Origin of the sequence: Anaerotaenia torta (assembly GCF_050433395.1) — a bacterium.
GTDB lineage: Bacteria > Bacillota > Clostridia > Lachnospirales > Lachnospiraceae > Mobilitalea > Mobilitalea torta.
On the sequence record NZ_JBNPXH010000001.1, the window covers coordinates 568455 to 593851 of the forward strand.

Consider the following 25397-nt stretch of genomic DNA (forward strand, 5'->3'; position numbering starts at 1 on the left):
CAAAAAACAACAATTTATTTTTTCTTTGACCGAAGGGCGGTGGAGGGAGCATAGCCACGGTTTTCTTTAAATATCTTACTGAAATAAAACACGTCTGAAAAACCGCAGGCATCTGCAATTTCTGTAATCCTATACTCGCCGCTGTATAACATATCTTCGGCACGGTTCATCCGGATCATGGTCAGAAACTTACGGAATGACATGCCTGTTTCCTGTTTGAATAGATTGCCGAAATACATATCGCTTAAATTGATCAGTTCGGCCATCTGCTGGACGGTGATAGGTTCATTATAATGGTTTGACATATAATGCAAAACTTTCTTGATCCGTTTGTCGATGATGCTTGTGTCTTTCTTATATACGATAAGCTGAAAATACCGCTGAAGTATCATCATATACAAAGCCCGGGCTTTAAGATGGTATCCGGGATCCCGCAGCCTCCAAACAGAGCTCAGATCATTATATAAAGCGATAATATCCTTATGCAGACCGATATTGCAAAGGAGAGGTAATGGGATAGCGGAATCTTTACCGTTAATATCCCGAACCATTCCATTAATACTGTAGCATTCCATCAAATCCTCCGGACAGCTTACGGCGGAGCGTTGGCTTCCTGGCGGGATACAAAGAAGATCACCGGAGGATACGGTATATTTGATGCCGTTTATTGTGTACTCCGCCTGCCCCTTTACTACATAGGTAATGTCAACAAAGGAAATAACAGTGTCACTGATTGACCATGCGGGGGTACAAATCCTGTGGTTAAAATATTCAATCGTCACCATAATATTATCTAAGAATTCGTCATCCACCGGCAGCCCTCCTTACATACAGATTTAATATATACAAGTTCCTCTATAAATAGAATTCGGAAAAGATAAGCGTAAAATAGCAATCATCACTATCGTTAAGTTTATATGAATAAACAGACTGTGTCAATCATTTTACTTATGTATACTGTCCTGTCTGAGATTAAAATTGAATAAATTATCCTTGATTTTTACATTATTTCAATAGTTTAACCATGTTCTTTTATAAAGTTTGTTGTTATAATGAATTAAAAATCAATAATTTAAAATGATTTTATGTATATATTACACAAACGGATAGATGTGCATTATGTCTAAAGGTGTTTGGGCCTCTGAAATACAGTCTTAGCGGGGGCGGCAATTTGTAACCGGAGGATATTGGATGAGTAAAGAAAGAGGTGTATCAATGGGACCTACTCCGAAGAGAACTATTTCGGTAAAAATTCGAAGATCAATGAGCTATATCAGGCGTTATTGGACCCTTTATGTACTGCTTGCAATTCCGCTTATATATTTTGTGATTTTTAAGTATATTCCAATGCATTATATCCAGATTGCATTTAAAAAGTTCAGTATCGTCCAGAGTGCCTGGAAGATGGAATGGGCAAAAAACAACGGTTTTGAATATTTTATCAAAGCCTTTTCCAATAGGGATTTTATCTATGCCCTGCGGAACACCCTGCTCCTTAATTTTCTTGATCTGGCGATCGGATTTCCTGCTCCCATTATTCTGGCTCTGCTGCTGAATGAGCTGGCCTTCAAACGGTTTAAGCGGATTACCCAGACCATTGTGTACATGCCTCATTTCCTGTCCTGGATTATTATATCGGGTCTGGCATTGCAATTGTTTGCCCCCACTAACGGTTTTGTAAATATATTATTGAATCGTATCGGACTGGAGAGCATACCTTTTTTGAATGATCCCACACATTGGGTTTTCACCTATATATTTCTTGGAATCTGGCAGAGCGTTGGCTGGAATACCATCATTTATCTGGCAGCAATTACCGGAATCAATCCGGAACTTTATGAGGCCTCTGCCGTGGATGGGGCGGGACGTATCAGAAAGATATGGCATATTACTCTGCCGGGGCTGCGCCCAACCATTGTAACTCTGCTGATCATGAGCCTTGGACGCATTCTGGGCAGCGAATTTGACCGTCCCTTTGCCCTGGGTAATAAGCTTGTGAACGGTGTGTGCAATGTGATATCCACCTTTGTCTATACAAACGGTATAAAAGGTCTGCAATTCTCCTTAACTACCGCAGTCGGTCTGTTCCAATCGGTAATCTGTGTAATTTTCTTGTTTATGGCCAATGCCATTGCTAAGAAATTCGGTGAGCGGGGAGTCTGGTAATATGGGAGGTAAGAATCATGATTAAATCGCAATCAACCAAACTGGGAGATTGGATCGTTGCTGCTATCTGTGTCATCATTATAATCATTTGTATCGTTCCGCTTCTCAATGTTTTTGCACGTTCCCTAAGCTCGGCGGAAGCTCTGATTAAAAATGAAGTGCTGCTGTTTCCTGTTGGTCTAAATCTGGACGCTTATGAGACGGTATTGTCGGATGTCAAATATATATGGTCTCTGGCCTGGACAGCCATACTCACTGTTATCTATACAGTCGTTGCCATGATTATGACCGTTTTTTGTGCATATCCTCTGATCTATGATAATTTCAAAGGAAAGAGATTTTTTAACGGACTGATCATTCTCACCATGTATTTTAATGCAGGTGCTATTCCCAACTTTCTTCTGATGAAGGATCTGGACCTGATGAATAAGCCTGCGGTTTTAATTATTCCCGGATGTCTCAGCGTGTTTAACATGATCATCATGAAGAGTTTTTTGTTCGGCATCCCGGAGAGTCTTCGGGAATCGGCCCAGATTGACGGCGCAGGCTTTGTGCAAATATTGATGAAGATTTATCTTCCCCTGTCCACACCGGTGCTGGCTACCCTTTCCCTATTCTATGCCGTAGGCCGCTGGAACGGATTTTCCGATGCCTTAATGTATATGAACAATAGAAAATTCTATCCCATTCAGCTTCTTCTATATAACATATTGAACAGTATGATGCAAGTGGAGGTCGCAGCCCAGGAGGGCTTTACCACGCCGGGACTCTCAGAGACTCTGAAGGCAGCAGCCGTAATGATTGCAATCATACCTATTATAATGATTTATCCATGGCTGCAGCGGTATTTCATAGCTGGCGTAACGCTGGGAGCGATTAAAGAATAGTAAGATACAGTTTTGGATATTTCTTAGGTAAAGGAGTAGCCCTGCCGACATTGCCGGCACTGAGTATGGACGTAATTGGTCAAATAATATAAATAATGGTCAGGAGGTATCTTATGAAAAAAATGCTATCTATCTTGTTGGCTTGTGCATTGGCCGTCTCAATGATGAGTGCATGTGGCAGCAAGGAAACCCCTAAGGATCAGGGTAATCAGACGGTCACCCAGGGTGCGAAGGAAGAAGAGAAAAAACAGCCGGAAGCAGAGGCTACGCCTGAGGTGCAGGAGCCTGAGGAGAATGCGGAAATTGTAAACGGCAGATTTGTAGAAACAAGAAAAATAACGGTTGAGATTTATGAGCGCGGCAATGACGGCGGCTCCAAACCGGAGGATAATTTTTTCACTGATTTCATCAAGGAGGGAATGCTCCGCGACCATAACGTGGAAGTAACCTATGTACCGGTTCCCCGCTGGACAGAGAAGGATCAGATCAACAACCTGCTGGCCGCCGGCGATGCACCGGACGTCTGCCTGACCTATGATTATCCCACCATTCAGACCTATGCTAATATGGGCGGAGTAATGGATTTAAGCACTTATGTTGAAGACTATAAGGATATGCTTCCCAATCTGTGGGGATGGCTGCAGGAATCCAATATGTATTGGGACAGGGATCCGGAGAAAGGAACAATCTGGGCACTGGAAGCGCGTCTGGCCAATTCCACCCGAATCAACACCTTCGTACGCGAAGACTGGTTAAAGAAATTAAACCTTGCGTCCCCTACAACCCTGGAAGAATTCGAGAAGATGCTGGTGGCCTTTAAGGACAATGCTTCCCTCCTTCTTGGTGCGGATGCCGACAAGATGGTACCCTTCGGTATCAGCTTTGATATCGGCTGGCGTGCAGATCATCTGCTGGCCTCCTTTGTTCCCAGTTCGATTACAGAGCAGGAACAGTATATCAATGGCTTTGATGACAGAAGATTCCTGTATCCGGGAATTAAAGAGGGCGTAAAATTACTTAATAAATGGTACAACGATGGACTGATCTGGAAGGATTTTGCTATCTACGGTTCCGGTGACCCGACGGAAGACAATATGATGAAGGCAGGCTATGTGGGAGCGTTCATGCATAACTGGGATTATCCTTACCGTGACGGTGATAACAGCATTAATAACAACCTCAAGAGACTGGTTGGAGAAGATGCCGGTTATGTGGCAGTTATGCCTTTTAAGAATGATGCAGGCGTTTATGCCAAATTCCTTCCCGCTCCGGTTGACCGTAAGATATTCTTCCCTACAACCAATGAGGAGCCTCTTGCTTCCCTTCTGTATCTTGACTGGATTACTGCTTTTGAAAACCGTAAGTTCTTACAGATCGGTGAGGAAGGCGTTAACCATACCACGCTGGCCGACGGCAGCATACAGGCTATGGCGGCCACGGGCGAGAAGATCATGAACTCTCCGTTAAATATTGACTACACCATGACCATCAATGGTTTGAATCTGGAGACCCAGGAGCTGACAGCTAAATCCCTGTCGCTCAGCTATGTGGGCGTAGATGCAAAATATATTGAGCTGGCATACGACTACTCCATCCGTGACGGAATCTATGGCAAGCAGCACAGCTATGGCGAGATTACCTCAGAAAGCGGTATGGGGCCTGCACTCAGTGAGAAGCGTGACGTAATTTTGACTCAGTCCGTGACAGCTCCTGCTGATAAGTTCGACTCGGTATTTGACAGCGGAATGGCAGATTATCTCAGTTCCGGCGGTCAGGCAATTATTGATGAGCGCAAAGCAGCATGGGAGAGTCACAATTAATGCAAGCTAAGGGGATTGTAAAAGCTTATCAAGGAGGCCCGTATCACTGCGGGCCTTCTTTTTAAACAATAAGATGAGGGGATTAGAAATCTCATAGCGCCGGGAAACCGGCGAAAGGAGCGCCGAAATGAAAAACGGACACGAATCCAGAAAACAAAACAGAAGGAGATAGCCATGGAGTATACACATTGCTGGCTGCAATACCATAAGCTTTCCGGTGAGGATGCATTGGAAATTGTAATTTACAGCAACAAAGAAAGTAAAATGCTTTACAATGCGGTGGACGAGCTGAAAATCGGATTGGAGGGACTCTACGGGAGACCGTTGAAAGAGGCGGCGAATATGGAGGCCTATAGACAGGCACAATCTGGAATTTGTCTTGAGTTGGATTCTGCGCTGCCCTATGACGAGGAGGAATACCGCCTTGAGGCGAAAGGAGGGAAATGCCTGATATCGGCAGGTTCTGAGGCCGGAATTTTATATGGTGTATTCGCTCTGCTGCGTAATCTGCAGCTGCAAGGGGCATCAGATTTTACCTCCTTTTCCCTGGAGGAACGGCAAAAGCCATCGAATCCCATGCGTATGCTCAATCATTGGGATAATATGGACGGCAGCATTGAGAGGGGGTATTCAGGCAATTCCTTCTTCTTTGAAAAGGAAGAACTCCTGTTCAATGACCGGACCAGAGTCTATGCCAGAATGGCCGCCTCCATTGGAATCAATGCTGTTGCAATCAACAATGTCAATGTGAGAAATACGGCGACGGAACTGATCACCGGGCGGTATTATCATAAGCTGCGATGCCTGGCGCGGTTATTTGCCTCCTATCATATTAAGCTGTATTTGAGCATAAATTTTGCAGCACCCATAGAGCTTGGGGGCCTTTCGGTCTCTGACCCCTGTGACGGCAGGGTGAAGAGCTGGTGGAAGGAGAAAGCAGAGGAGATCTGGGCCAATGTGCCGGAGCTGGGAGGCTTCCTGGTAAAAGCGGATTCCGAGGGGAGGCCGGGACCCTTTACCTATGACAGAACCCATGCGGACGGCGCCAATATGCTGGCGGAAGCAATCAGACCCTATGGAGGAATTGTACTATGGCGTTGTTTTGTATATGACTGCGAGCAGGACTGGAGAGATCTTAAGACAGACAGAGCAAGGGCCGGCTATGATAATTTCATGCCTCTTGACGGGCAATTTGCAGATAATGTGATTCTCCAGATTAAGAACGGGCCTATGGATTTCCAGGTAAGGGAACCGGTATCCCCCTTATTTGGAGGATTGAAGAACACCAATATGATGCTGGAGGTGCAGATTGCCCAGGAATATACCGGACAGCAGAGACATGTATGCTATCTGCTTCCCTGGTTCAAGGAAATTCTGGACTTTCCTTCCCGCTGCGGCGATGAGCTGGATAAGATGGAGGATATTGTAAGCGGCAGAATCCACGGGAATGTTCATTGCGGGATGGCGGCCGTTGCCAATACCGGAAGTGACGTGAATTGGACGGGACATGATCTGGCGGGAGCCAACCTCTATGGTTTTGGCAGGCTTGCCTTTGATACCGGTCTGACGGCGGAAGAGATTGCCAGGGAATGGATTCTTCTGACTTTCGGGAGCGACAGTAAAGTGATGGACAGCATCTTGAAAATATTGATGATGTCCTGGCCCGCCTATGAAAAATACACCTCCCCCCTGGGCATCGGCTGGATGGTAAAGCCTAACTTACATTACGGACCGGATGTGGACGGATACGAGTATGACCGGTGGGGAACCTACCACAAGGCCGATCACACCGGAATCGGCGTTGACCGGACGGAGAAGGGGACGGGCTACTGTAATCAGTATAACGAGCCTTTAGCCTCTATGTATGGGAATATGGGCACCTGCCCGGAAGAGCTGCTTCTGTTCTTCCATCATGTGCGGTATGATTACGTCCTCTCCAGCGGAAAGACTCTGCTGCAGCACATTTATGATACCCATTATGAAGGAGCGGAAGAAGCGGAGCTGTTCTATGAGATATGGGAGGAGCTGAAGGGATATGTGGATGAGGCGGCCTACCAAAGGGTCTTGGGAAGATTGGAGCATCAAAAGGAGCATGCAAAAGAATGGCGGGATGTGGTCAATTCTTATTTCTACCGCAAAACAGGGATACCGGACAATCAAGGCAGAAGTCTATATTAGATGCAGCGGAAGGGGGGATTTTTATGGAGAAAAGCGGACTTATACTGGCGCCTGTCTTCAGTGACGGCATGGTGTTGCAGCGGAATAAGATCAATTGTATCTATGGGACGGAAAGAGAAGCGGACAGGGTAATCCTGCGCGTTATGGGAGGGGAATACAGCCAGGTGCCGGATGAGGAGGGAGATTTCTGCATCTTTCTTCCCCCGGTTCCGGCCGGAGGCCCCTATAGCATAACGGTGAGGGGCAGCAGGGAGATCATTATTTCGGATGTCTTCTTTGGGGATGTTTTTCTTCTGGCAGGCCAATCCAATATGGAGCTGCCCCTGCGAAGGGTTCTGGATGTATCAGGAGAGGAAGTGAGCCGGACCTGTGAACCTGAGATACGGCAATACCTGCTTCCGGCAGAGTACCAGTTTCATGGGCCGAGGAAATATATGGCGGAGAGCTCGTGGAAGAAGGCAGCGGGAGAGGATCTGATGGGCTTTAGCGCCGTCGGATACTTCTTCGCAAAGGAAATCCGAGATGCCTTCCAGGTACCTGTCGGCTTAATCATGGCGGCAGTGGGAGGATCCACCATAGAAGCATGGATGAGCCCGGACGCTCTTCATAAGTTTGGGGAATACGATCCGAGGGTGAAAGCTTTTTATAACCAGGAATATTTTCAGTGTTATATGAAGGAGCAGCAGGAGCCGGTCAACCGGTGGCTGTCGGAGCTGGAGGAGGAAGAGCTTAAGGCTGTGTCCCAGGAAAATTATAAGGAATGGAAGACCTGTACCCTGCCCTCTCTGGTAAGGGATTATACGGATGAATTCTTTCAAGGATCCGTGTATCTGTGCCGGGAGGTAGCACTGGAAGAAGAGCCTGCTGACGAGGAGGGTGCGGGTATTTATATGGGTACTATTATCGATTCGGACCAGATCTGGATTAACGAAATGCTGATTGGCAGAACGGAATACCGGTATCCTCCAAGAAAATATCAGATACCCCGGGGAGTACTGCGAAAAGGCAGCAACCGGATCATGCTGCGTATCGTGATTAACAGGGGGAATGGAGGCACAATTAAAGGAAGGCCCTATTATTTGAGCTGCGGCGGCAAGAAGCTGTGCCTGGAGGGAGAATGGTTTTACCGGATTGGGAAGAGAACGGATACGCCGATGCCGGAAGCCCTGTTTCCGGCCAGCCTGCCCACAGGCTTATACCACACGGCCATAGCACCGCTGCAAAGAACTGCTTTTCAGGCTATTCTTTGGTATCAGGGCGAAAGCAACACCTCTGATCCGAAGGAGTATGCCGGTAAATTCGAAGAAATGCTGACCTCCTGGCGCAGAATGCTGGGGTGTGAGGTTCCCTGCATCTATGTCCAGCTCCCAAATTACCAGGAGCCCCTGGGTATTTCTTCGGACAGCGGCTGGGCGGAGCTGAGGGAGCAGCAGAGACAGGGGCTGAAGCTGGAGCAAGTGGCAATGGTGGCAGCCCTGGATTTAGGGGAATATAATGATCTGCATCCTCAGAATAAGAAGGGGATCGGCGTGCGGCTGGCATGGGCAGCAAAAGCCCTGATCTACCATGAGGAGGAAGAGAATCTTTGCCCCATACCGGAGGAGGCCCGGACATCAGGAAAACAAGCTGTGATCTGCTTCCGCTATCTGGAAGCACTGGATCTGGAACAGGAGATCAATCACTTTGAGCTGGCGGGAAGGGACGGAATATACTATCCTGCAAAGGCTGTCCGAAAGGGAGCGCAGGTGACTGTAACAAGCGGTCAGGTGGATATTCCTGTATCTGTCCGGTATGCCTGGCGTGATAACCCGGAAAACATCAATTTCTATAATGCAAAAGGCTTGCCGGCTGCCTGTTTCCGAATGTCTTTGTAATGTATGGCAGTTTTGCTGTTATGGAGACGGGGTAGGGCAACATATAATTTAATAAAAAGACCGGGGCGATGTAAAATGGTGCGGAAGAAGGCCTGGGGTCATACGGTTTTTCCGCAATACATTATTGGCAGCAGTTGTGTGAGGGAGGATGATATGACTGCCTTCTCCTGCGCCGTCGCCCGATATGGGGCAGTTATGATAATACATGTTGTAAAACCAGGGGAAACCATTTATACCATTGCAGCAGACTATAATGTATCGGTAACAAGGCTGGTAGAGGATAACGGATTAATTAATCCTGAACATCTGGTAATTGGGCAGACAGTTGTAATCGCATATCCGGCACAGGTCTATATCGCACAGGAAGGTGACACCGTAGAAGGTATAGCGGAAATCTTCCAGATTACAGTAATGCAGTTGTTGAGAAATAATCCGTTTTTATTTAACCGGACAGCGATCTACCAGGGGGAGATCATTGTCATACGTTATGATACTGAGGGCAGAGTCTCAATTAATGCATATGCCTACCCGTTCATAAATAGGAATACCCTCAGAAAAACCCTTCCCTTCCTGACCTACCTGACCATATTTAATTACAGAACAGTCCAGGCAGGAGAAATTGAAGGAGTCGATGATACGGAGATCATTGATATGGCCAAGAGATTCGGAGTCGCGCCTCTGATGTCCTTATCCACCTTAACCTACCAGGGAACCGGCAATATTGAAGTAGTGAACAGCATCCTGTATGATGAGAATAACTTAGAACGGCATATTGATACCATTTTAGGGATTTTAAGGGAGAAGGGCTATTATGGATTAAATATATCCCTTTCAAATCTGACTCAGATAAACAGAGAGGCATATGAAAACTTTATATCCAAACTATCCCAGAGATTAAGGGCGGAAGGATATAAGCTGTTCATCACCGTAACTCCAAGAATCATAGTGAACTCCAATGAGATACTTTTTGAGCAGGTCGATTATACGGTTCTTGGGAGAGCGTCGGATTATATGCAGATTCTAACCTATGGCTGGGGATCGCTGGCCGGGCCTCCTACTGCCATTACATCAGCTCATTTGACGGAGCTTCTGCTTCAGGAGGCGATTACCATGGTACCGCCGCAGAAAATATATGCGGGCATCTCCGTGATAGGCTACAACTGGCAGGAGCCTTACGTCCTGGGAATGACACGGGCTAATTCCCTGTCAAATGACGCGGCAATCGAGCTGGCGGTGCAGACAGAATCTGTTATTAAATTTGAAGAAAGCGCCCAAGCTCCGTATTTCGAGTATACTGCCCAGGAGGGAGGAGAGGCTGTCAGACATATCGTATGGTTCAGCGATGCCAGAAGCATCAATTCTCTGGTAAGTTTTGTGCCGGAATATGGCATTCAGGGAGTCGGGATCTGGAACATCATGAGCTACTTTACGCAGATGTGGCTGGTGATTAATTCTCAGTACAGGATAGATAAAGTTTTGCCGGAGATCTAGGGAAGTTGCGGTTAACCAAAAAGCATTTACTTGTATTTTGGTTTGGACTATAATACTAGTACAAGCATTATAGTAGAAGTACAACAGAGAATGTGCTGGATGAGAGGTTGAATTATGATGACGAATAGTTCTGATTTATATGATCGTGCGGCGGCAATTGTGGATCTTAGCTGCATCAGCCATAACCTGGAGGCCGTAAAGCAAAGGGCCCCCGGAAAAAAAATAATTGCTATGGTGAAGGCCAATGCCTATGGACATGGAATTGTCCGGGTCTCGGAACACCTGATTTCCCAGGGGGCGGATTATCTTGGCGTTGCATTCGTGGAAGAAGGTATTCTTCTGAGAAATGCGGGGATTACGGCCCCCATTCTTATTACCGGGGCATTTTTAAAGCCGCAGATTAAGGAATATCTGTTGCATGATCTTGATCTTACGGTTTCTTCTGTCACAGGGCTGGAGGAAGTGGAGGAGACCGCAAGAGCGTTGGGAAAGCGGGCGAGAATTCATCTGCAAATTGACACAGGAATGATGAGAGTCGGGGTACGGGATACTTCAGCCCCCAGATTCCTGGAAGCGGCCTCTCGTTCGAAATATTGTGATGTAGTGGGAGTGTTTTCCCATTTTGCCACAGCAGATGATGAGAAGCTTGATTTTACTCATCTGCAGTTGGAGCGGTTTCTGGAGGCGATCCGCTTTTATGAAAGACATGATATCGAGCCTCCCATGTTTCATATTGCCAACAGTGCGGGCATACTGAGGCTGCCGGAAAGTCATCTGGATGCGGTAAGGCCGGGGATTATGCTGTACGGCTATCATCCGTCCGAATATACGGAAAAGGAAGCGCAGTTACTGCCGGCACTTTCTCTGCGGGCGAAAATAACCTATTTTAAGGTAGTTTTGGAAGGGACATCGGTGGGTTACGGGCGAACCTGGATTTCGGATGAGGATACGAGGGCTGTTACCCTTCTGATCGGCTACGGTGACGGCTATCTTCGGGGGTTTTCCAACAAAAGCGAAGTGTTGATCCATGGACGCAGATACCCGGTGGTGGGAAATATCAGCATGGATCACACTGTAGTATCCCTGGGCAGAGATGGGGAAGGCTATCGGGGCGAGGAAGCGGTGCTCATCGGGACCCAGGGGGAAGAAACCATCACTGCGACGGAGCTGGCAGAGAAGCTGGGGACCATTAATTATGAGATATTGACAGGCATAGGAAGCAGGGTGCCAAGAGTATATATCACAGGAATATAGATGATTTAATTACAAAAGAGCAATATTTGATCATTACTTAGCAATGCACAAGAAGTAATAAATTCTCATTTATGATATAAGTAGTATATAACAATAACTAAGCTGAAATATAGTTTATAAGAAAAGAAAACATTAAAATCTGACTAGGGGAGAAGATATGGGCGATTTACAGCATAATGAGGATAAGATCAATGAATATAAGGCCAGAGCGAAAGAATTAGTCGGTAAGATGACATTGGAAGAGAAATGTCTGCAGATGCTTCATAATGCTCCTGCCATTAAACGTTTGGGAGTAAAAGCATATAATTGGTGGAATGAAGGCTTACACGGTGTGGCAAGAGCCGGTGTTGCCACAATATTTCCCCAGGCTATCGGCCTGGCGGCATCCTTTGACGAGGAGTTGCTGGAAAGCGTCGGTGACGCGGTATCAACGGAGGGACGAGCTAAATTTAATATCCAGCAGAAATTTGATGATACGGATATTTATAAAGGATTAACCTTCTGGGCTCCCAATGTGAATATCTTTCGGGATGCCAGATGGGGACGGGGCCATGAAACCTATGGGGAGGATCCTTATTTAACATCAAAATTAGCCGTAAGGTATATTAAGGGTTTACAAGGGGATAATGAGAATTATCTCAAAGCAGCGGCATGTGCCAAGCACTTTGCGGTACACTCGGGCCCTGAGGATATCCGGCATAGTTTTAACGCAGAAGCAACGGCACAGGATCTGGCTGAGACATACCTGCCTGCTTTTGAAGCCTGCGTAAGGGACGGAAAAGTCGAAACAGTGATGGGAGCTTATAATAGGACCAATGGAGAGCCTTGCTGCGGCAGCGGTTATTTATTAAGGGACACCCTGCGCGGAAAATGGAGCTTTGATGGTCATGTGGTTTCTGACTGCTGGGCTATCAAGGATTTTCATCTGCATCATCACGTTACCAATGATCCCTTTGAATCTGTCGCGCTTGCTGTTAATATGGGATGTGACCTTAATTGCGGCAATATGTTCCTGTATTTATCGGAGGCAGTAAAGAAAGGGCTGATTGCGGAGGAGAAGATAACTGCTGCTGTGGAAAGATTGATAACTTCAAGAATGAAGCTCGGAGTATTCGATGATCAGGATAAGGTTCCGTATTCATCGATTGACTATTCTGTGGTTGATTCGAAGGAGATGAGTGAGAAGAATCTGGAGACAGCAAAGAAGACCTTAGTGCTCCTTAAAAATGAGGACAACCTGCTTCCTCTTGATAAGAACAGGATAAAAAGTATTGGTGTGATCGGTCCCAATGCTAACAATAGAAGGGCACTGGTAGGGAATTATGAAGGAACAGCGTCACGGTATGTGACCATAAGCGAGGGACTCCAGGATTATCTTGGCGATGAAGTAAAAGTGTATTATTCGGAAGGCTGCCATTTGTATAAGAAGAAAGTGGAACCCTTAAGCCGGATGAATGACAGAATTTCAGAGGTTAAAGCTATCTGTGAGAAAAGTGATGTTATTATAGCCTGCATGGGATTGGATTCAGGCCTTGAGGGTGAAGAGGGTGATGAGGGCAATGCATATGCAAGCGGTGATAAGCCGGATCTCAATCTTCCCGGTCTGCAGGAAGAAACGCTTAAGACCATTGTTAAGAGCGGGAAACCGGTGGTATTGGTTTTATTGTCGGGCAGCGCGCTGGCAATTAATTGGGCTGATGATAATATCCCGGCAATTTTGCAGGGGTGGTATCCCGGAGCGCAGGGAGGAAGGGCAATAGCCGAGGTACTCTTTGGAGAGTACTCTCCGGAAGGCAAGCTGCCGGTAACCTTCTATCGTTCCACAGAAGAGCTGCCTGCCTTTACTGATTACTCCATGGCGGGCAGAACCTACCGTTATATGAAGAATGAGGCGCTGTATCCATTTGGTTATGGATTGTCATATGCCGAGTTTAACATCTCTGAGGTCAAGGGAGATAAGAATTTTATAACGGAGCAGGGAATTAATATCAGTTTAAGGATATCAAATGCAGGCGGCATGAAAGCAAGAGAAACTGTCCAGGTATATGTCAAGGCAGAAAGAGAAGGAACTCCAAATCCTCAATTGAAGGCCTTTACTAAGGTGACGTTAGAAGTAGGACAGGATAAGGAGATAGCAATCCATCTTCCGTTGAAGGCCTTTGGCTTGAGCGATGAGAATGGAGATAAATGGGTTGAGCCCGGCAGCTATTCCGTATATGTGGGTACCTCCCAGCCGGACAACAGAAGTGTAGAACTTACTGGCAGGAAGCCTGCCAAGCTGTCAATTCAAGCCCATAACAGATTTGGTATTTTGTAAAGTGAATTATAGCAGAGAAAGAGATACAGCTGTAGATACGAAGATCTATGGCTTATTTCTTATCTCTGTGCATATCTTTGCTTCTTGGGAAGCTGCTGGCTGATGATCATTTTATACCGGATGCGAGATAAGGGGATGGGTCTATGAGCATGAAGCGAAATAAGTATAATTTTATTAAAAAGGCTGCAATGCTGCTTCGACAGAACAAAAGAAAATTGCAGCTCAGTATGAATAATCGAAAAATCCGGACAAAAACAATATTCTTATATGTTTTCTGTGTAATGGTTCCGATTTTTGTTACTAATTTAATCATTATTTCGAATATGCTGGAGGTTTCCCGAAAAGAAGAAAGGGAAAAAATTGATAATATAGCCGATTCTATTGCACAGGATATAACCTCATCCATAGAAAGCGCCGTGTATGTAACCATTGATTTATATGCAAGTGCCTCGATATACAATTTTCTGGATACTCATTATGGAAACCAAATCGAATATCTTCAGGCATATAACAGGGTATTTGAAAATTATGTCTTTTATGCCAGTTCAAAACATATCATAAGTGAAATTACATTATATTCTGATAATTTAACGATGTATAACGGAGGCAGATATTATCGGATTGATACAATAAGATCTGAAAAGTGGTATCAGGATTTTGTGAATTCCGGTAAGGAGCTGTTGATCTATCCTTATTATAATTATAATGCTGCCGGATATGATAAAAATAATAGCAGAGTCATCTCTGTGATAAGAAAATTAAATTATATCGAGCTAAACAAAAATGAAAAACTTGTTAAGCTGGATTTAAATTACAACAAAATAAACGAGCATATCAACAGCTCTGCTTTTGATACAATTGTTTATGTGTGCTGCAGTGATATGGTCATTTTTAGCAATGATCCGAAGGACAGAGATATAAAAAAGAATTTTATGGCATCCTCTTTTGTTCCGATGGATGAAGTACAACACAGTAAATCTGTCAATTCCTTTGGTTTGGATTTTGATGTTTATCTGAAGGGGTACAAATCCAATTATGCGAAGATATTAAAAGATAAATTATGGCTGATCGTTATATTATTTTTTGCAGATGCAATGATACCTGCAATTGTTATCGCTTTATTCAGTAAATCAATCACAAAAAGGGTATTGATTTTGGGTAAGTATCTTAAAAAGGTAAAAGCGGAGGAATTCTCTGTAATCTCTGTGATAGAAGGCAAGGACGAGATTGCCGAGCTATTGGAGAACTATAATTTAATGGCGGACCGAATGAAGAATCTGATTGAATATGAGTTTAAAAGCAAGCTGGAACAGCAGGAGCTTCATCTCGCCAGGCAGCAGGCGGAATTGCTGGCGTTATACAGCCAGATTAACCCGCATTTTATGTTTAATGTGTTGGAAAATATACGAATGCGCTGTGTAATAAAAGGGGAGCAGGAAACCTCCCTGATGGTAGAAAGCCTGGCCAAATTAATGAGAAAAAGTGCGGAATGGGGATCGGATCTTATTCCCCTTGAACAGGAAATTGGTTTTATGAAGGATTATCTAAATCTTCAGAAATATCGGTTTGGTGACGATTTCAACTATAAGATTAAGGCGAATCAAGAATGCTATGGGTTTTTGGTGCCTAGCCTGCTGCTGGTGACTTTTGCAGAGAATTCCTGTGTTCATGGATTTGACAGGGAGGGACATGCCGGCTCTATATTTGTAACAGTTAATAAAGAAGATCAGTATCTGCATATTGAAATTGAAGATACGGGAGTCGGCATGGAGGAGGAACAGGTTTTCCGCCTTGAGAAGCTTCTGAATGAAGCCAATATCGATGATTTGCAGAGAACCACTTCCCTTGGAATGCTAAATGCAAGCATACGTCTTAAAAAGTATTGCGGCTCCGAAATCATATTTACGGTCGAAAGTGAAAAGCAGGTTGGAACCTGTATCATGATAGAAATACCGGTTGAAAACATGAGGGTTTTTAAATAGATCAGCCTATGCACCATGATAACATATGGCAATGAAGAAGGGAGGTCAGGTAAAAATGCAGACTGTTACACCGCTTTTACGAGTTTTGCTGGTAGATGATGAGCCATTCATCCGAAAGGGTCTTGCTGCTTTAATTGATTGGGAGTCGGAGGGATACTGTATTACCGGTGAGGCATCCAACGGGATAAGTGCCATAGAATTATTAAAAAAAGAGGAATATGACTTGATTGTTTCTGATATTAAAATGCCGGAAATGGATGGGATTGATCTGATTGCTTACGTAAGGAACCGAAATCTAAGTAATGCCCGATTTGTATTTTTAAGCGGATATTATGATTTTCAGTATGCAAAAACAGCGATTCAATACAATTGCTGCGATTATATTCTGAAACCGATTCAAAAGGAGGAGCTTCTTATTACTCTCCGCAAAATAATGGAGGAGCACCAAAAGGAGGCGGGGAGCGAACAAAAGAAGAAGGTATGCGAAAAGGCATACATGGAAAGCCATCTGATAGCAATCCTGTGGGGAAAATATGACGATGTTAATCTGCAGTATATCGAAGGGAGAATGAAATTATCCCGTCATATGGCTTATATTCATTGTGAGATATCTCTGAATGACGATAAATTTCATGCTATTTCAGAAGATGGCAGGGTCGGACAGCAAAGAAAGCTCTATAATTATGCCGGCTTGCTGTTGAAGAATTATTCCGATCATATTGTTTTTGATACGATGAAGCACACCCAATGCTATGGCATCGGAATTATTTACTGTTCCTTTATGTCGGAGGAAAGGGGAGTATCCCATGAGGAATGGCTGAAATGGCTGACGGATGAATTGTCTTCCAGGGTGGGATATGAAGTGGTGGCAACCATGGGGAGTATGGTTGATGGCATCAAGTCGATTGTGAATTCCTACCGGGAAGCAATTATGATACGTTCCCTGCGGTTTTATATGAAACAAGACAATAAATTGGCATGGCTCGGTAAGAAGGAGCCGGAATCAAAGGGAATCAAGACAGAGGCTTTTAGGAAGCAGATTGATGAACTGATCCATGCTATGGAGATCAATGACAGAATAAAAATCAGAGTTTATGCAAAGGACTTATATAAAAACATGATGGATAACAGCACGGATCCGGAGGAAGTCAGTAAAGATATACAATATATGCTTTACAGATTATTAGGGTTGGCATATAATCAAGACGCTGATATCAATCAGGAAGAGATAATGCAATATATCCGCGAAGCGGTGTTTTCTTCAGGGACAGATTCTGAAAATGAACAGAAGCTGCAGCAATTTACTGTTGAATACGCGGACTATCTTGCCCAGCTCCGTCAGAATACGGCGAAGGGAACCATCAATCTGATTGAGGCTGATATTGAGGAAAATTATTTTGGAAATATCAGCTTGAAATCTTTCGGAGAAAAATACTATATTAATAGTGCGTATCTGGGACAGCTGTTTAAAAAGCAATTCGGATGCTCCTTTAAAGATTATCTTAATAGCGTGAGAGTGCGGAAAGCGGCCGAGATGATGCTTAATACGGATAAAAAGATATATGAGATAGCCGGAGAAGTCGGATATAAAAACGTAGAATACTTTATTAACCGGTTTGAAGAAGTATATGGCGTTACTCCGGCAAGGTTTCGGAAACGCAACGGTTAGAATAGTGATATAGGTGATTTTATGAAAAAACGTATGGTAAGATTTATGATGTGTGTTGCCGGAATGATATTTTTTGTTACAGGCTGCAAAAGTAATGAGGTGCCTTCCCGGAATATCAAAGAATTTACAGCATTTTTTGATGTGGAGGGGAGCGAAATTAATGATGATAATACGGTACAGGATATTATCGGAGACAAGATTGGAGCGAAGTGTAAGGAGGTCTGGCTGTCAGGGCAGAGCTCCCAGGAAGCAATCGGAATTATGATTGCCAGCGGGGAATATCCGGACTTTCTAAACTGGAGTCCGAGGCTGCAGGACGCAGGTGCCTTTATACCAATTGACGCATATTGGGAGGCTTATCCCAATATCAGAAACTTTTGGTCCGACATACAATGGGAATCCGTGAGACAGGGGGATGGACATATCTATTCCATCCCCCAATTTGGTAATATCAATATCAAAACCATGGATACACAGCAGAGCTCGGAGGCATTTTGGATACAGACCAGGGTGCTGAAGTGGGCGGGCTACCCGGTAATTGAAACACTGGATCAGCTTTTTGAGCTCCTTGGAAATTATTATGCCGCTAATCCTGTCATGCCGGACGGTTCTCCTGTCATACCCTTTGGTATTCTGGCATATGACTGGTATTATTTCTGCATGGAGAATCCGCCTCAATTCCTGGATGGATATCCGAATAACGGGTCTGTTATTGTGGAGAAGGAAACGGCTGGGGTTAAGGATTACAATATATCTGAGACTGCGCAAAGATATTTCAGAAAATTGAATGAACAATATAAGAAGGGTATAGTGGATCCGGAGTTTATGACCATGCATCATGACCAGTTTTTGGAGAAGATTGCTTCCGGCCGCATGCTGTGCATGGTGGAGCAATATTGGGATTTCGGAGGAGCTGAGGAAGCCATCAGGGCTCAAGGCCTGGAAGGGTGTACCTATGTGCCTCTTGGCATAACAATCGATCCCGGAATGCATGAAATGTATTATACGTCCAATGAAGCGGCGACCTTTTCCGGCGGCTTAAGTATATCGGTAGATTGTGAGGATATTGAAGGTGCCTTACAATTTATAAATGACTTATTATCTCAGGAGATTATGACACTTCGTAACTGGGGTGTGGAAGGAAAAGACTATCTTGCGGACGGGGAAGGGCTCTATTATAGAACGGAAGAGATGAGAAGAAATGCGGTCAATCCTGAGTACAAGGCATCAAATTTATGCTCCTATAGCTATTTCCCTAATTATATAGGAATGAATTTGGATGGCAAAAATGCTGCAACTCCCAATACCCAGCCCTCCGAGTTTTTTGCCGGACTGGCTCCTGAAGTACAGGAATGCCTGGAGGCTTACGGTGCAAGAACCTACATTGATATGCTGGACTACAATGTAATCGATCCGGAGGAGGAGCCCTGGTATCCTATGTGGACCCATTCAAATACTTTAACCACACAAACTGCAGGGGGAATGGCATGGATAAGAATGGCCGAAGTGAAGCATAATTATCTTCCTCAAGTGATCATTTCCCAAGACTTTGATAGTATATGGGAGGAGTATATGCAAGCATATGAGAGATGCAGGCCTGAGGATTTCCTGGCAGAGATGCAGGAGGAGGTGTATAGGAGAATTGAACTTGTCACCGGTAAAAATATCAGACCGTAAGAGCAGGATATAAATAATGCCGCAAGTGAATGAAGAAATAGTACTGATGTTTAGAAAAAGTGAATAAAAAAAGATAAAAACCACTACAAATTATGCACATATATACTTTGTAGTGGTTTTTTATATAGTTTGTATGAATTGTTCATTGTGCATATATGCTAAAATGAATTATCACCTAAGTGATAAAAAAGGGAGGTAAAATATGAAGAAACGTTTTATTGCAGTTATTATGTGTGTTGCTATGGTATCATCCCTGCTTATTGGCTGCGGAAAGAAAAGTTCCTCGGATGATAGCAGTACGACGGGCAGCGGAGCAAAGAACACGACATCTGCCGATGGCGGATCTTCCTCAAAGGAGATCAAAGAGTTTACAGCATTTTTTGACAGACCGGGTATTGAGCTGAATTCCGATAATGAAATCCAGCAGATCATTGCCGAAAAGATTGGCGCAAAATGTAAAGAAACCTGGTTGACCGGTCAGACCGCAGAGGAAGCAGTAGGTATGCTGATTGCCAGCGGTGAGTATCCTGACTTTATTAACTGGACACCTCAGCTGCAGGACGCCGGGGCCGTGGTAGCTATCGATGAATATTTTGATAAATACCCCAACATTAAGAACTTCTGGAGTGAAAGTCAGTGGAATACTCTCAGACAGGCTGATGGGCACATCTATTCCATGCCCCAGTTTGGTAATATCAACGAGAAATTAATGGATACGGCCCAAGGAGGAGAGGCTTTCTGGATTCAGACCAGAGTATTAAAGTGGGCTGGTTATCCCATAATCGAATCACTTGATCAGCTCTTTGATCTTCTGGGTAATTATTATGCGGCCAACCCTACTATGGAAGATGGCACACCGGTAGTTCCCTTCGAAATATTAGCCTATGACTGGTATTATTTCTGTCTTGAGAATCCTCCGCAGTTCCTGGACGGATATCCGAATAATGGACGCTGTATCGTAGATCCTGAGACCTTCCTGGTATCGGACTATAATATCACACCTACTGCTGTAAGATATTTCAAGAAGTTAAACGAAGAGTATAAAAAAGGTATCGTAGACCCTGAGTTTATGACAATGAACCATGATCAGTTCCTTGAGAAAATCTCATCCGGCCGTGTGCTTTGTATGGTTGAGCAGAAATGGGATTTCCAGACCGCGGAAGATGCGATTAAAACCCAGAAGCTAGATGGGTGTACTTATATTCCTCTTGGTATCACAATAGATCCCGGTATGAAGGAGATGTATTATGCGGCGAATGAAGCTGCGGTGCTTTCCGGCGGTCTGGCAATTACCACAAGCTGTAAGGATGTGGAAGGTGCTTTGAAGTTCGTGAATGACCTGCTGGATCCTGAAATCATCACCCTTCGCAGCTGGGGTGTGGAAGGTGTGGATTACAAGGTTGACAGTGACGGACTGTTCTATAGAGAGCAGGCGATGAGAGATAATGCGGTTAACGCGGAATATAAAGCATCCCATATCTGTTCTTATGGCTATTTCCCCAATTACTCCGGTATGAATCCGGACGGTAAGAATGCTATGACTCCGGATACTCAGCCTTCTGAGTTCTTTGCAGGCTTAACACCTGATGTTCAGGAGTGTTTACAGGCATATGGCGCCAAGACTTATGTAGATATGTTGGATTACAATGAAATTGACGGTTATGAGCAGCCCTGGTATCCCATGTGGTCCTTTGTAGGTGAGATGACCACAGAGACTCCTGGCGGACTTGCCTGGGCAAAGATGGAAGAGGCCAAGAAGCAGTATCTTCCTCAAGTGGTTATTGCCAATGATTTTGATGCGATGTGGAAGGAGTATCTGAAAGCATATGAGGCATGCAAGCCTCAGGATTTCTTTGTAGAAGTGCAGGAAGCCGTATATGACAGAATTGAATTAGTTCAAGGAAAAAGGCCTCAATAATAAGTAAATGATATTTACTTAATTACCAACACGATGCAGGTGGCTGGACAGCAGGGCTGCCGCGGCCGCCTGCATTATTATTATAAAGAAAGTATGGTACTATCAATGACGGGAGTTAAGCATAAAAAGGCAGAAAAGGGAAAGGAAGTTAAGGCTAAAATCACCTGGAAGGATATTAAGAAGCAAAAGGAATTGATATTATTGTCAGTCCCTTTTGTTGCTTATATTCTTTTGTTTTGTTATGTCCCTTTGATCGGCTGGGTCATGGCGTTTCAGAATTATAAGCCGGTAAAAGGTTTTTTTAATTCACAATTTGTCGGTTTAAAAAAGTTTGAATTTCTATTTATCGATAATCCGGATTTTTTGAGGGTAATTCGTAATACCCTTGCCATGGGAATTATCAACCTCGTATTAAGCTTTGCCTTTGCCATTGGTTTTGCACTGATATTAAATGAGGTGGTGCACAAAGGGCCTAAGAAATTAGTACAGACCGTATCTTATTTACCCCATTTTTTGTCAATGATTATTGTGTGCGGTATTTTAAAGGACGCATTGTCAATCGATAACGGGATTGTGAATGAAATCCTTGTAAAGCTGCATATTTTGAAAGCGCCAATCAATTTCTTCACCTATAAAAGTCTTTTTTGGTGGATTGTCGGTTTTGCCAATGTGTGGAAAGAAACCGGATGGAATAGCATTATCTACCTGGCGGCTATTACAGCGATCAATCCTGATCTGTACGAAGCTGCCTCAATCGACGGTGCAGGCAGACTCAAAAAGATGTGGAATATTACTTTACCCGGTATCAAACCGACGATATTTATTCTTTTGTTAATCAATGTCGGAAATGTTTTGAATGCCGGTTTTGAAATACAATATTTGTTAACCAATGGTTTGGTGCAAAGTGTATCCCAGACAATTGATATCTATGTTCTAAAATACGGTATCAGCCAGACGGATTATTCACTTGGTACAGCAGCTGGTATTTTCAAGAGTGTTGTTAGTATTATCTTAATTTACTTAGCTAACTCCGCCGCGAAATCTGCCGGGGAAGAAAGACTTTTCTAGGGGGCGAAGATAATGGAAACAACTAAGATAAGAAATAGAAGCTATAAGAAGAGGCTTAGCCTTAAGAATTTTATCTATTCATCTATAATAGGAGTGATCCTTACAGCATTTGTCATCGTCACCATATATCCTATTTTAAATACACTGGCGGTATCGTTTAATGAAGCCATGGATGCCTTGCGCGGAGGAATCTATTTATGGCCGCGTAAGTGGACTTTATTTAATTATATTACGGTTCTAAGAAAAAAGAGCATGGTGACAGGCCTGTATATTTCGGTCCTGCGAACCTTTGCGGGAACGGTGTTGCAGCTTTCTGTAACGGCACTGATTTCTTTTGTCTTAAGCAGAAAAAACTATATTTTCGCCAAGCCCATTTCTGTGCTGTTTGTTTTGACTATGTATGTTAACGGCGGCTTAATACCGACTTTTTTACTGAATAAGGAGTTAGGGTTTACCAATAGCTTTTGGGTATATATTATTCCGGGGTTGGTGAGCGCATTCAATATGCTTGTGATCAGAACCTATATGAACGGCCTGCCGGATAGCCTGGAGGAATCGGCAATGATTGACGGAGCAGGTTACTTCACAGTGTTCCTAAGGATCATTGTACCGTTATGTAAGCCTGTTTTTGCAACAATTGCCTTATTCATTGCAGTGGGACAGTGGAATTCCTGGTTCGATACGATGCTTTATAACAGAATGGCAGAAAATCTTACGACACTGCAATATGAGCTGATGAAATTGTTATCCTCGGTAAGCCAGCTGAGCGGTGATGCCAATACGGCAGCCCAGACCGGTGCCGCGGCTCAGGTAACAACAACCTCGGTTCGTGCCGCTGCTACCATATTGACCTGTCTGCCGATTGTCGCACTTTATCCGTTCCTGCAGCGTTATTTTGTTTCGGGACTTACCATCGGCGGCGTGAAAGAGTAAGTGCGCCTAGAGAAGGGCCGGACCGGCCTGTAAGGCTTGGTCTGTACTATGAAACACAAGAGAAGAGGGGGACATCGCGATGAAATCCTTAATAAGCAAATTATTTTCGGCACGAAAGGGTATCAAAACAATACGTGCGAAATTAATTATATCCTTTCTGATACCTATTATATTCATCATAATTTTAGGAATTGTTTCATTCAATAAAGCAGCGGATGCAATACGCAGCAATTATGAAAGCTCCGCAACACAGACGATTTATATGACAAGTAAGTATTTGGAACTGGGCATCCGATCAATAGAAGGCATATCATCCCAATATATAAGTGACAGCAAAATCCAAAAATATAATGTGGGCTATTATCTTGATGATAAGGTTAAAAATGCTGAAATCTATAACAGTATAAAAAATGAATTGATAAAAAAGGTAAAAACAGATGATTTTATTTCACAGATTTATATTATAACCGACAAAACCAGATCCATATCTTCCGTGGATACGGAGATCAGTAATATTGCGGCAGGTTATTATGAAACGGAAGCGGGAAAAGTAATCAACAAGAAGCGTTCTCAGATATTATGGCTGGGGCAGGACGACTATCTGGAGGAAAAGCTGGATGCAGAGTCAGATGAGTATTCCTTGCGCCTTGTAAGAAATTTTCCTAATACGGAAGCCTTTCTTGTATTGGACATGGATATGGATGTAGTTCGCGATATTTTAAATAGCGTAGAACTGGATGGGTCAGGGATACTGGCGCTGGTCACTCCGGACGGAAGAGAGATTTTTGGAAGCGGACCGGAGGAGACGAAGGAGCCAATATTCACAAACCAAAGCTTTTATCAGAAGATATTGACTGCGGATATCATGAATGATGCATATTATGTCGATTATATGAAAACAGAATACCTTTTTATGTACTCTAAATTAGGTAATAGCGGGGCGGCGATATGCGCGCTGGTTCCGAAAAGCACCATATCAAGCCAGGCGGATGATATTTGGCGGATAACCACAGTAATTGTCGCTATCGCATGCATTGCCGCTGTTTTAACGGGAGTTGTCATATCAAATGGGATTGACAGGATTATAAAATACATTATCTCCGGATTGAAAAAAGCGTCTATGGGTGATCTTACCGTTGAATTCAGCACCAGGAGAAGGGATGAATTTCACATACTTTTAAAGGAGATTAACAATACCTTTACTAAGATGAAGGAATTGATCGGGCAGGTCAAAAACTTGAGCAGGGACGCTTCCGAAGGTTCTGCGGAAGTGACGTCAACCTCGGAGAAATTTGTAAAAATTTCAGAGGATATCTCAAACGCCATGAAAGAAATAGAACAGGGAATCATGCAGCAGGCAGGGGAAGCGGAGAAATGTCTTGTACAGATGGATCATCTGTCCGAAAAGATAATTCTAATGGGCCATAATACGAAAGAAATCAGTAAAATTACGGAAGAAACAAAGAGCAGCATCGGCGAGGGAACCGTGATTACACGAAAGCTAAATGACCAAACCAAATCAACAATGAGTATAACGGCGAATATCGTTGATGAGATCCAAAGCCTGGCAGAAAAGTCAATAAAAATTGATTCTATTATCAATATCATTAATGACATCTCCCAGCAGACAAACCTGCTTTCTCTTAATGCTTCCATTGAAGCGGCAAGAGCCGGCGAGGCGGGAAGAGGCTTCGCGGTAGTTGCCCAGGAGATCAGAAATCTTTCGGAACAGATTAACCGTCAAATCCATGATATTAAAAATATGATTGGCATCATCCAAGACGGCACGAAGCGGCTGAGCCACTCGGCAAAGGAGGCAGGTGAAGTGATGGAATTGCAGGAAGCGGCTGTTAGAGACACGACGGCTTCCTATCAGATCATTAATAATAATGTTGATAATCTCACCATCCATATGGGGCATATTATGAATAGCGTAGATGATATCGACCAGGCCAGAATGGGCACACTGGAGGCCGTGGAGAGCATATCTGCAGTGCTTGAGGAGATTGCGGCTTCTACGGATCAGGTAAGTCAGTCCGCAAGTAATCAGCTTCATTCTATCGAGCAGTTACACCGGACATCCGGTTATCTGTCAGACAGATCGGAGGAACTGTACCGGGAGACACAATGGTTTATCGTATAAGAAAGCAAAGAATTTGGAGG

Annotated in this window: 16 protein-coding genes; 15 read left to right on the top strand and 1 reads right to left on the bottom strand. The window is 44.0% G+C overall.

Annotated features, from left to right (window positions below; translation table 11 throughout):
• Window positions 1–14 precede the first annotated feature (14 nt).
• Window positions 15–812: an AraC family transcriptional regulator gene (locus HNQ56_RS02500; RefSeq protein ID WP_429142425.1), complete on the bottom strand. Its 798-nt coding sequence runs from the start codon at window positions 810–812 to the stop codon at window positions 15–17.
• Window positions 813–1191: 379 nt separating this feature from the next.
• Between HNQ56_RS02500 and HNQ56_RS02505 the strand changes: the two genes are divergently transcribed.
• The 15 genes from HNQ56_RS02505 (at window position 1192) to HNQ56_RS02575 (ending at window position 25377) form a co-directional block, all read left to right on the top strand.
• The gene (locus HNQ56_RS02505; protein ID WP_429142427.1) at window positions 1192–2166 is read left to right on the top strand and encodes an ABC transporter permease; all 975 of its coding nucleotides are present in this window, start codon (window positions 1192–1194) and stop codon (window positions 2164–2166) included.
• A 17-nt stretch (window positions 2167–2183) separates the two neighbouring features.
• Window positions 2184–3053, top strand: coding sequence for a carbohydrate ABC transporter permease (locus HNQ56_RS02510; protein ID WP_429142429.1), 870 nt, complete (start codon window positions 2184–2186; stop codon window positions 3051–3053).
• Window positions 3054–3166: 113 nt separating this feature from the next.
• Window positions 3167–4873: an extracellular solute-binding protein gene (locus tag HNQ56_RS02515; protein ID WP_429142431.1), complete on the top strand. Its 1707-nt coding sequence runs from the start codon at window positions 3167–3169 to the stop codon at window positions 4871–4873.
• Window positions 4874–5047: 174 nt separating this feature from the next.
• Complete coding sequence (locus HNQ56_RS02520) at window positions 5048–7051, top strand: alpha-glucuronidase family glycosyl hydrolase (protein ID WP_429142433.1); 2004 nt, start codon at window positions 5048–5050, stop codon at window positions 7049–7051.
• A 23-nt stretch (window positions 7052–7074) separates the two neighbouring features.
• A complete protein-coding gene (locus tag HNQ56_RS02525) occupies window positions 7075–8925 on the top strand; it encodes a sialate O-acetylesterase (protein ID WP_429142435.1) in 1851 nt (616 codons plus the stop codon).
• 75 nt (window positions 8926–9000) lie between these two features.
• The gene (locus HNQ56_RS02530) at window positions 9001–10416 is read left to right on the top strand and encodes a LysM peptidoglycan-binding domain-containing protein (protein ID WP_429142436.1); all 1416 of its coding nucleotides are present in this window, start codon (window positions 9001–9003) and stop codon (window positions 10414–10416) included.
• A 114-nt stretch (window positions 10417–10530) separates the two neighbouring features.
• The gene (gene alr / locus HNQ56_RS02535; protein ID WP_429142438.1) at window positions 10531–11670 is read left to right on the top strand and encodes an alanine racemase; all 1140 of its coding nucleotides are present in this window, start codon (window positions 10531–10533) and stop codon (window positions 11668–11670) included.
• A 157-nt stretch (window positions 11671–11827) separates the two neighbouring features.
• Complete coding sequence (locus HNQ56_RS02540) at window positions 11828–13987, top strand: glycoside hydrolase family 3 C-terminal domain-containing protein (protein ID WP_429142440.1); 2160 nt, start codon at window positions 11828–11830, stop codon at window positions 13985–13987.
• A 227-nt stretch (window positions 13988–14214) separates the two neighbouring features.
• Window positions 14215–15969 (top strand): sensor histidine kinase, encoded by a 1755-nt coding sequence (locus tag HNQ56_RS02545; protein ID WP_429142442.1) that lies wholly within the window; start codon window positions 14215–14217, stop codon window positions 15967–15969.
• 55 nt (window positions 15970–16024) lie between these two features.
• Window positions 16025–17638, top strand: a complete 1614-nt coding sequence (locus HNQ56_RS02550; protein ID WP_429142443.1) for a response regulator transcription factor — start codon at window positions 16025–16027, stop codon at window positions 17636–17638.
• Window positions 17639–17659: 21 nt separating this feature from the next.
• The gene (locus HNQ56_RS02555) at window positions 17660–19315 is read left to right on the top strand and encodes an extracellular solute-binding protein (RefSeq protein ID WP_429142445.1); all 1656 of its coding nucleotides are present in this window, start codon (window positions 17660–17662) and stop codon (window positions 19313–19315) included.
• 202 nt (window positions 19316–19517) lie between these two features.
• Window positions 19518–21233: an extracellular solute-binding protein gene (locus HNQ56_RS02560; protein ID WP_429142447.1), complete on the top strand. Its 1716-nt coding sequence runs from the start codon at window positions 19518–19520 to the stop codon at window positions 21231–21233.
• 105 nt (window positions 21234–21338) lie between these two features.
• Entirely contained in the window at window positions 21339–22301 is a 963-nt protein-coding gene (locus HNQ56_RS02565) for an ABC transporter permease (protein ID WP_429143004.1), read from the top strand.
• 12 nt (window positions 22302–22313) lie between these two features.
• A complete protein-coding gene (locus HNQ56_RS02570) occupies window positions 22314–23234 on the top strand; it encodes a carbohydrate ABC transporter permease (protein ID WP_429142449.1) in 921 nt (306 codons plus the stop codon).
• Between the two features lie 262 nt (window positions 23235–23496).
• A complete protein-coding gene (locus tag HNQ56_RS02575; protein WP_429142451.1) occupies window positions 23497–25377 on the top strand; it encodes a methyl-accepting chemotaxis protein in 1881 nt (626 codons plus the stop codon).
• Window positions 25378–25397 lie beyond the last annotated feature (20 nt).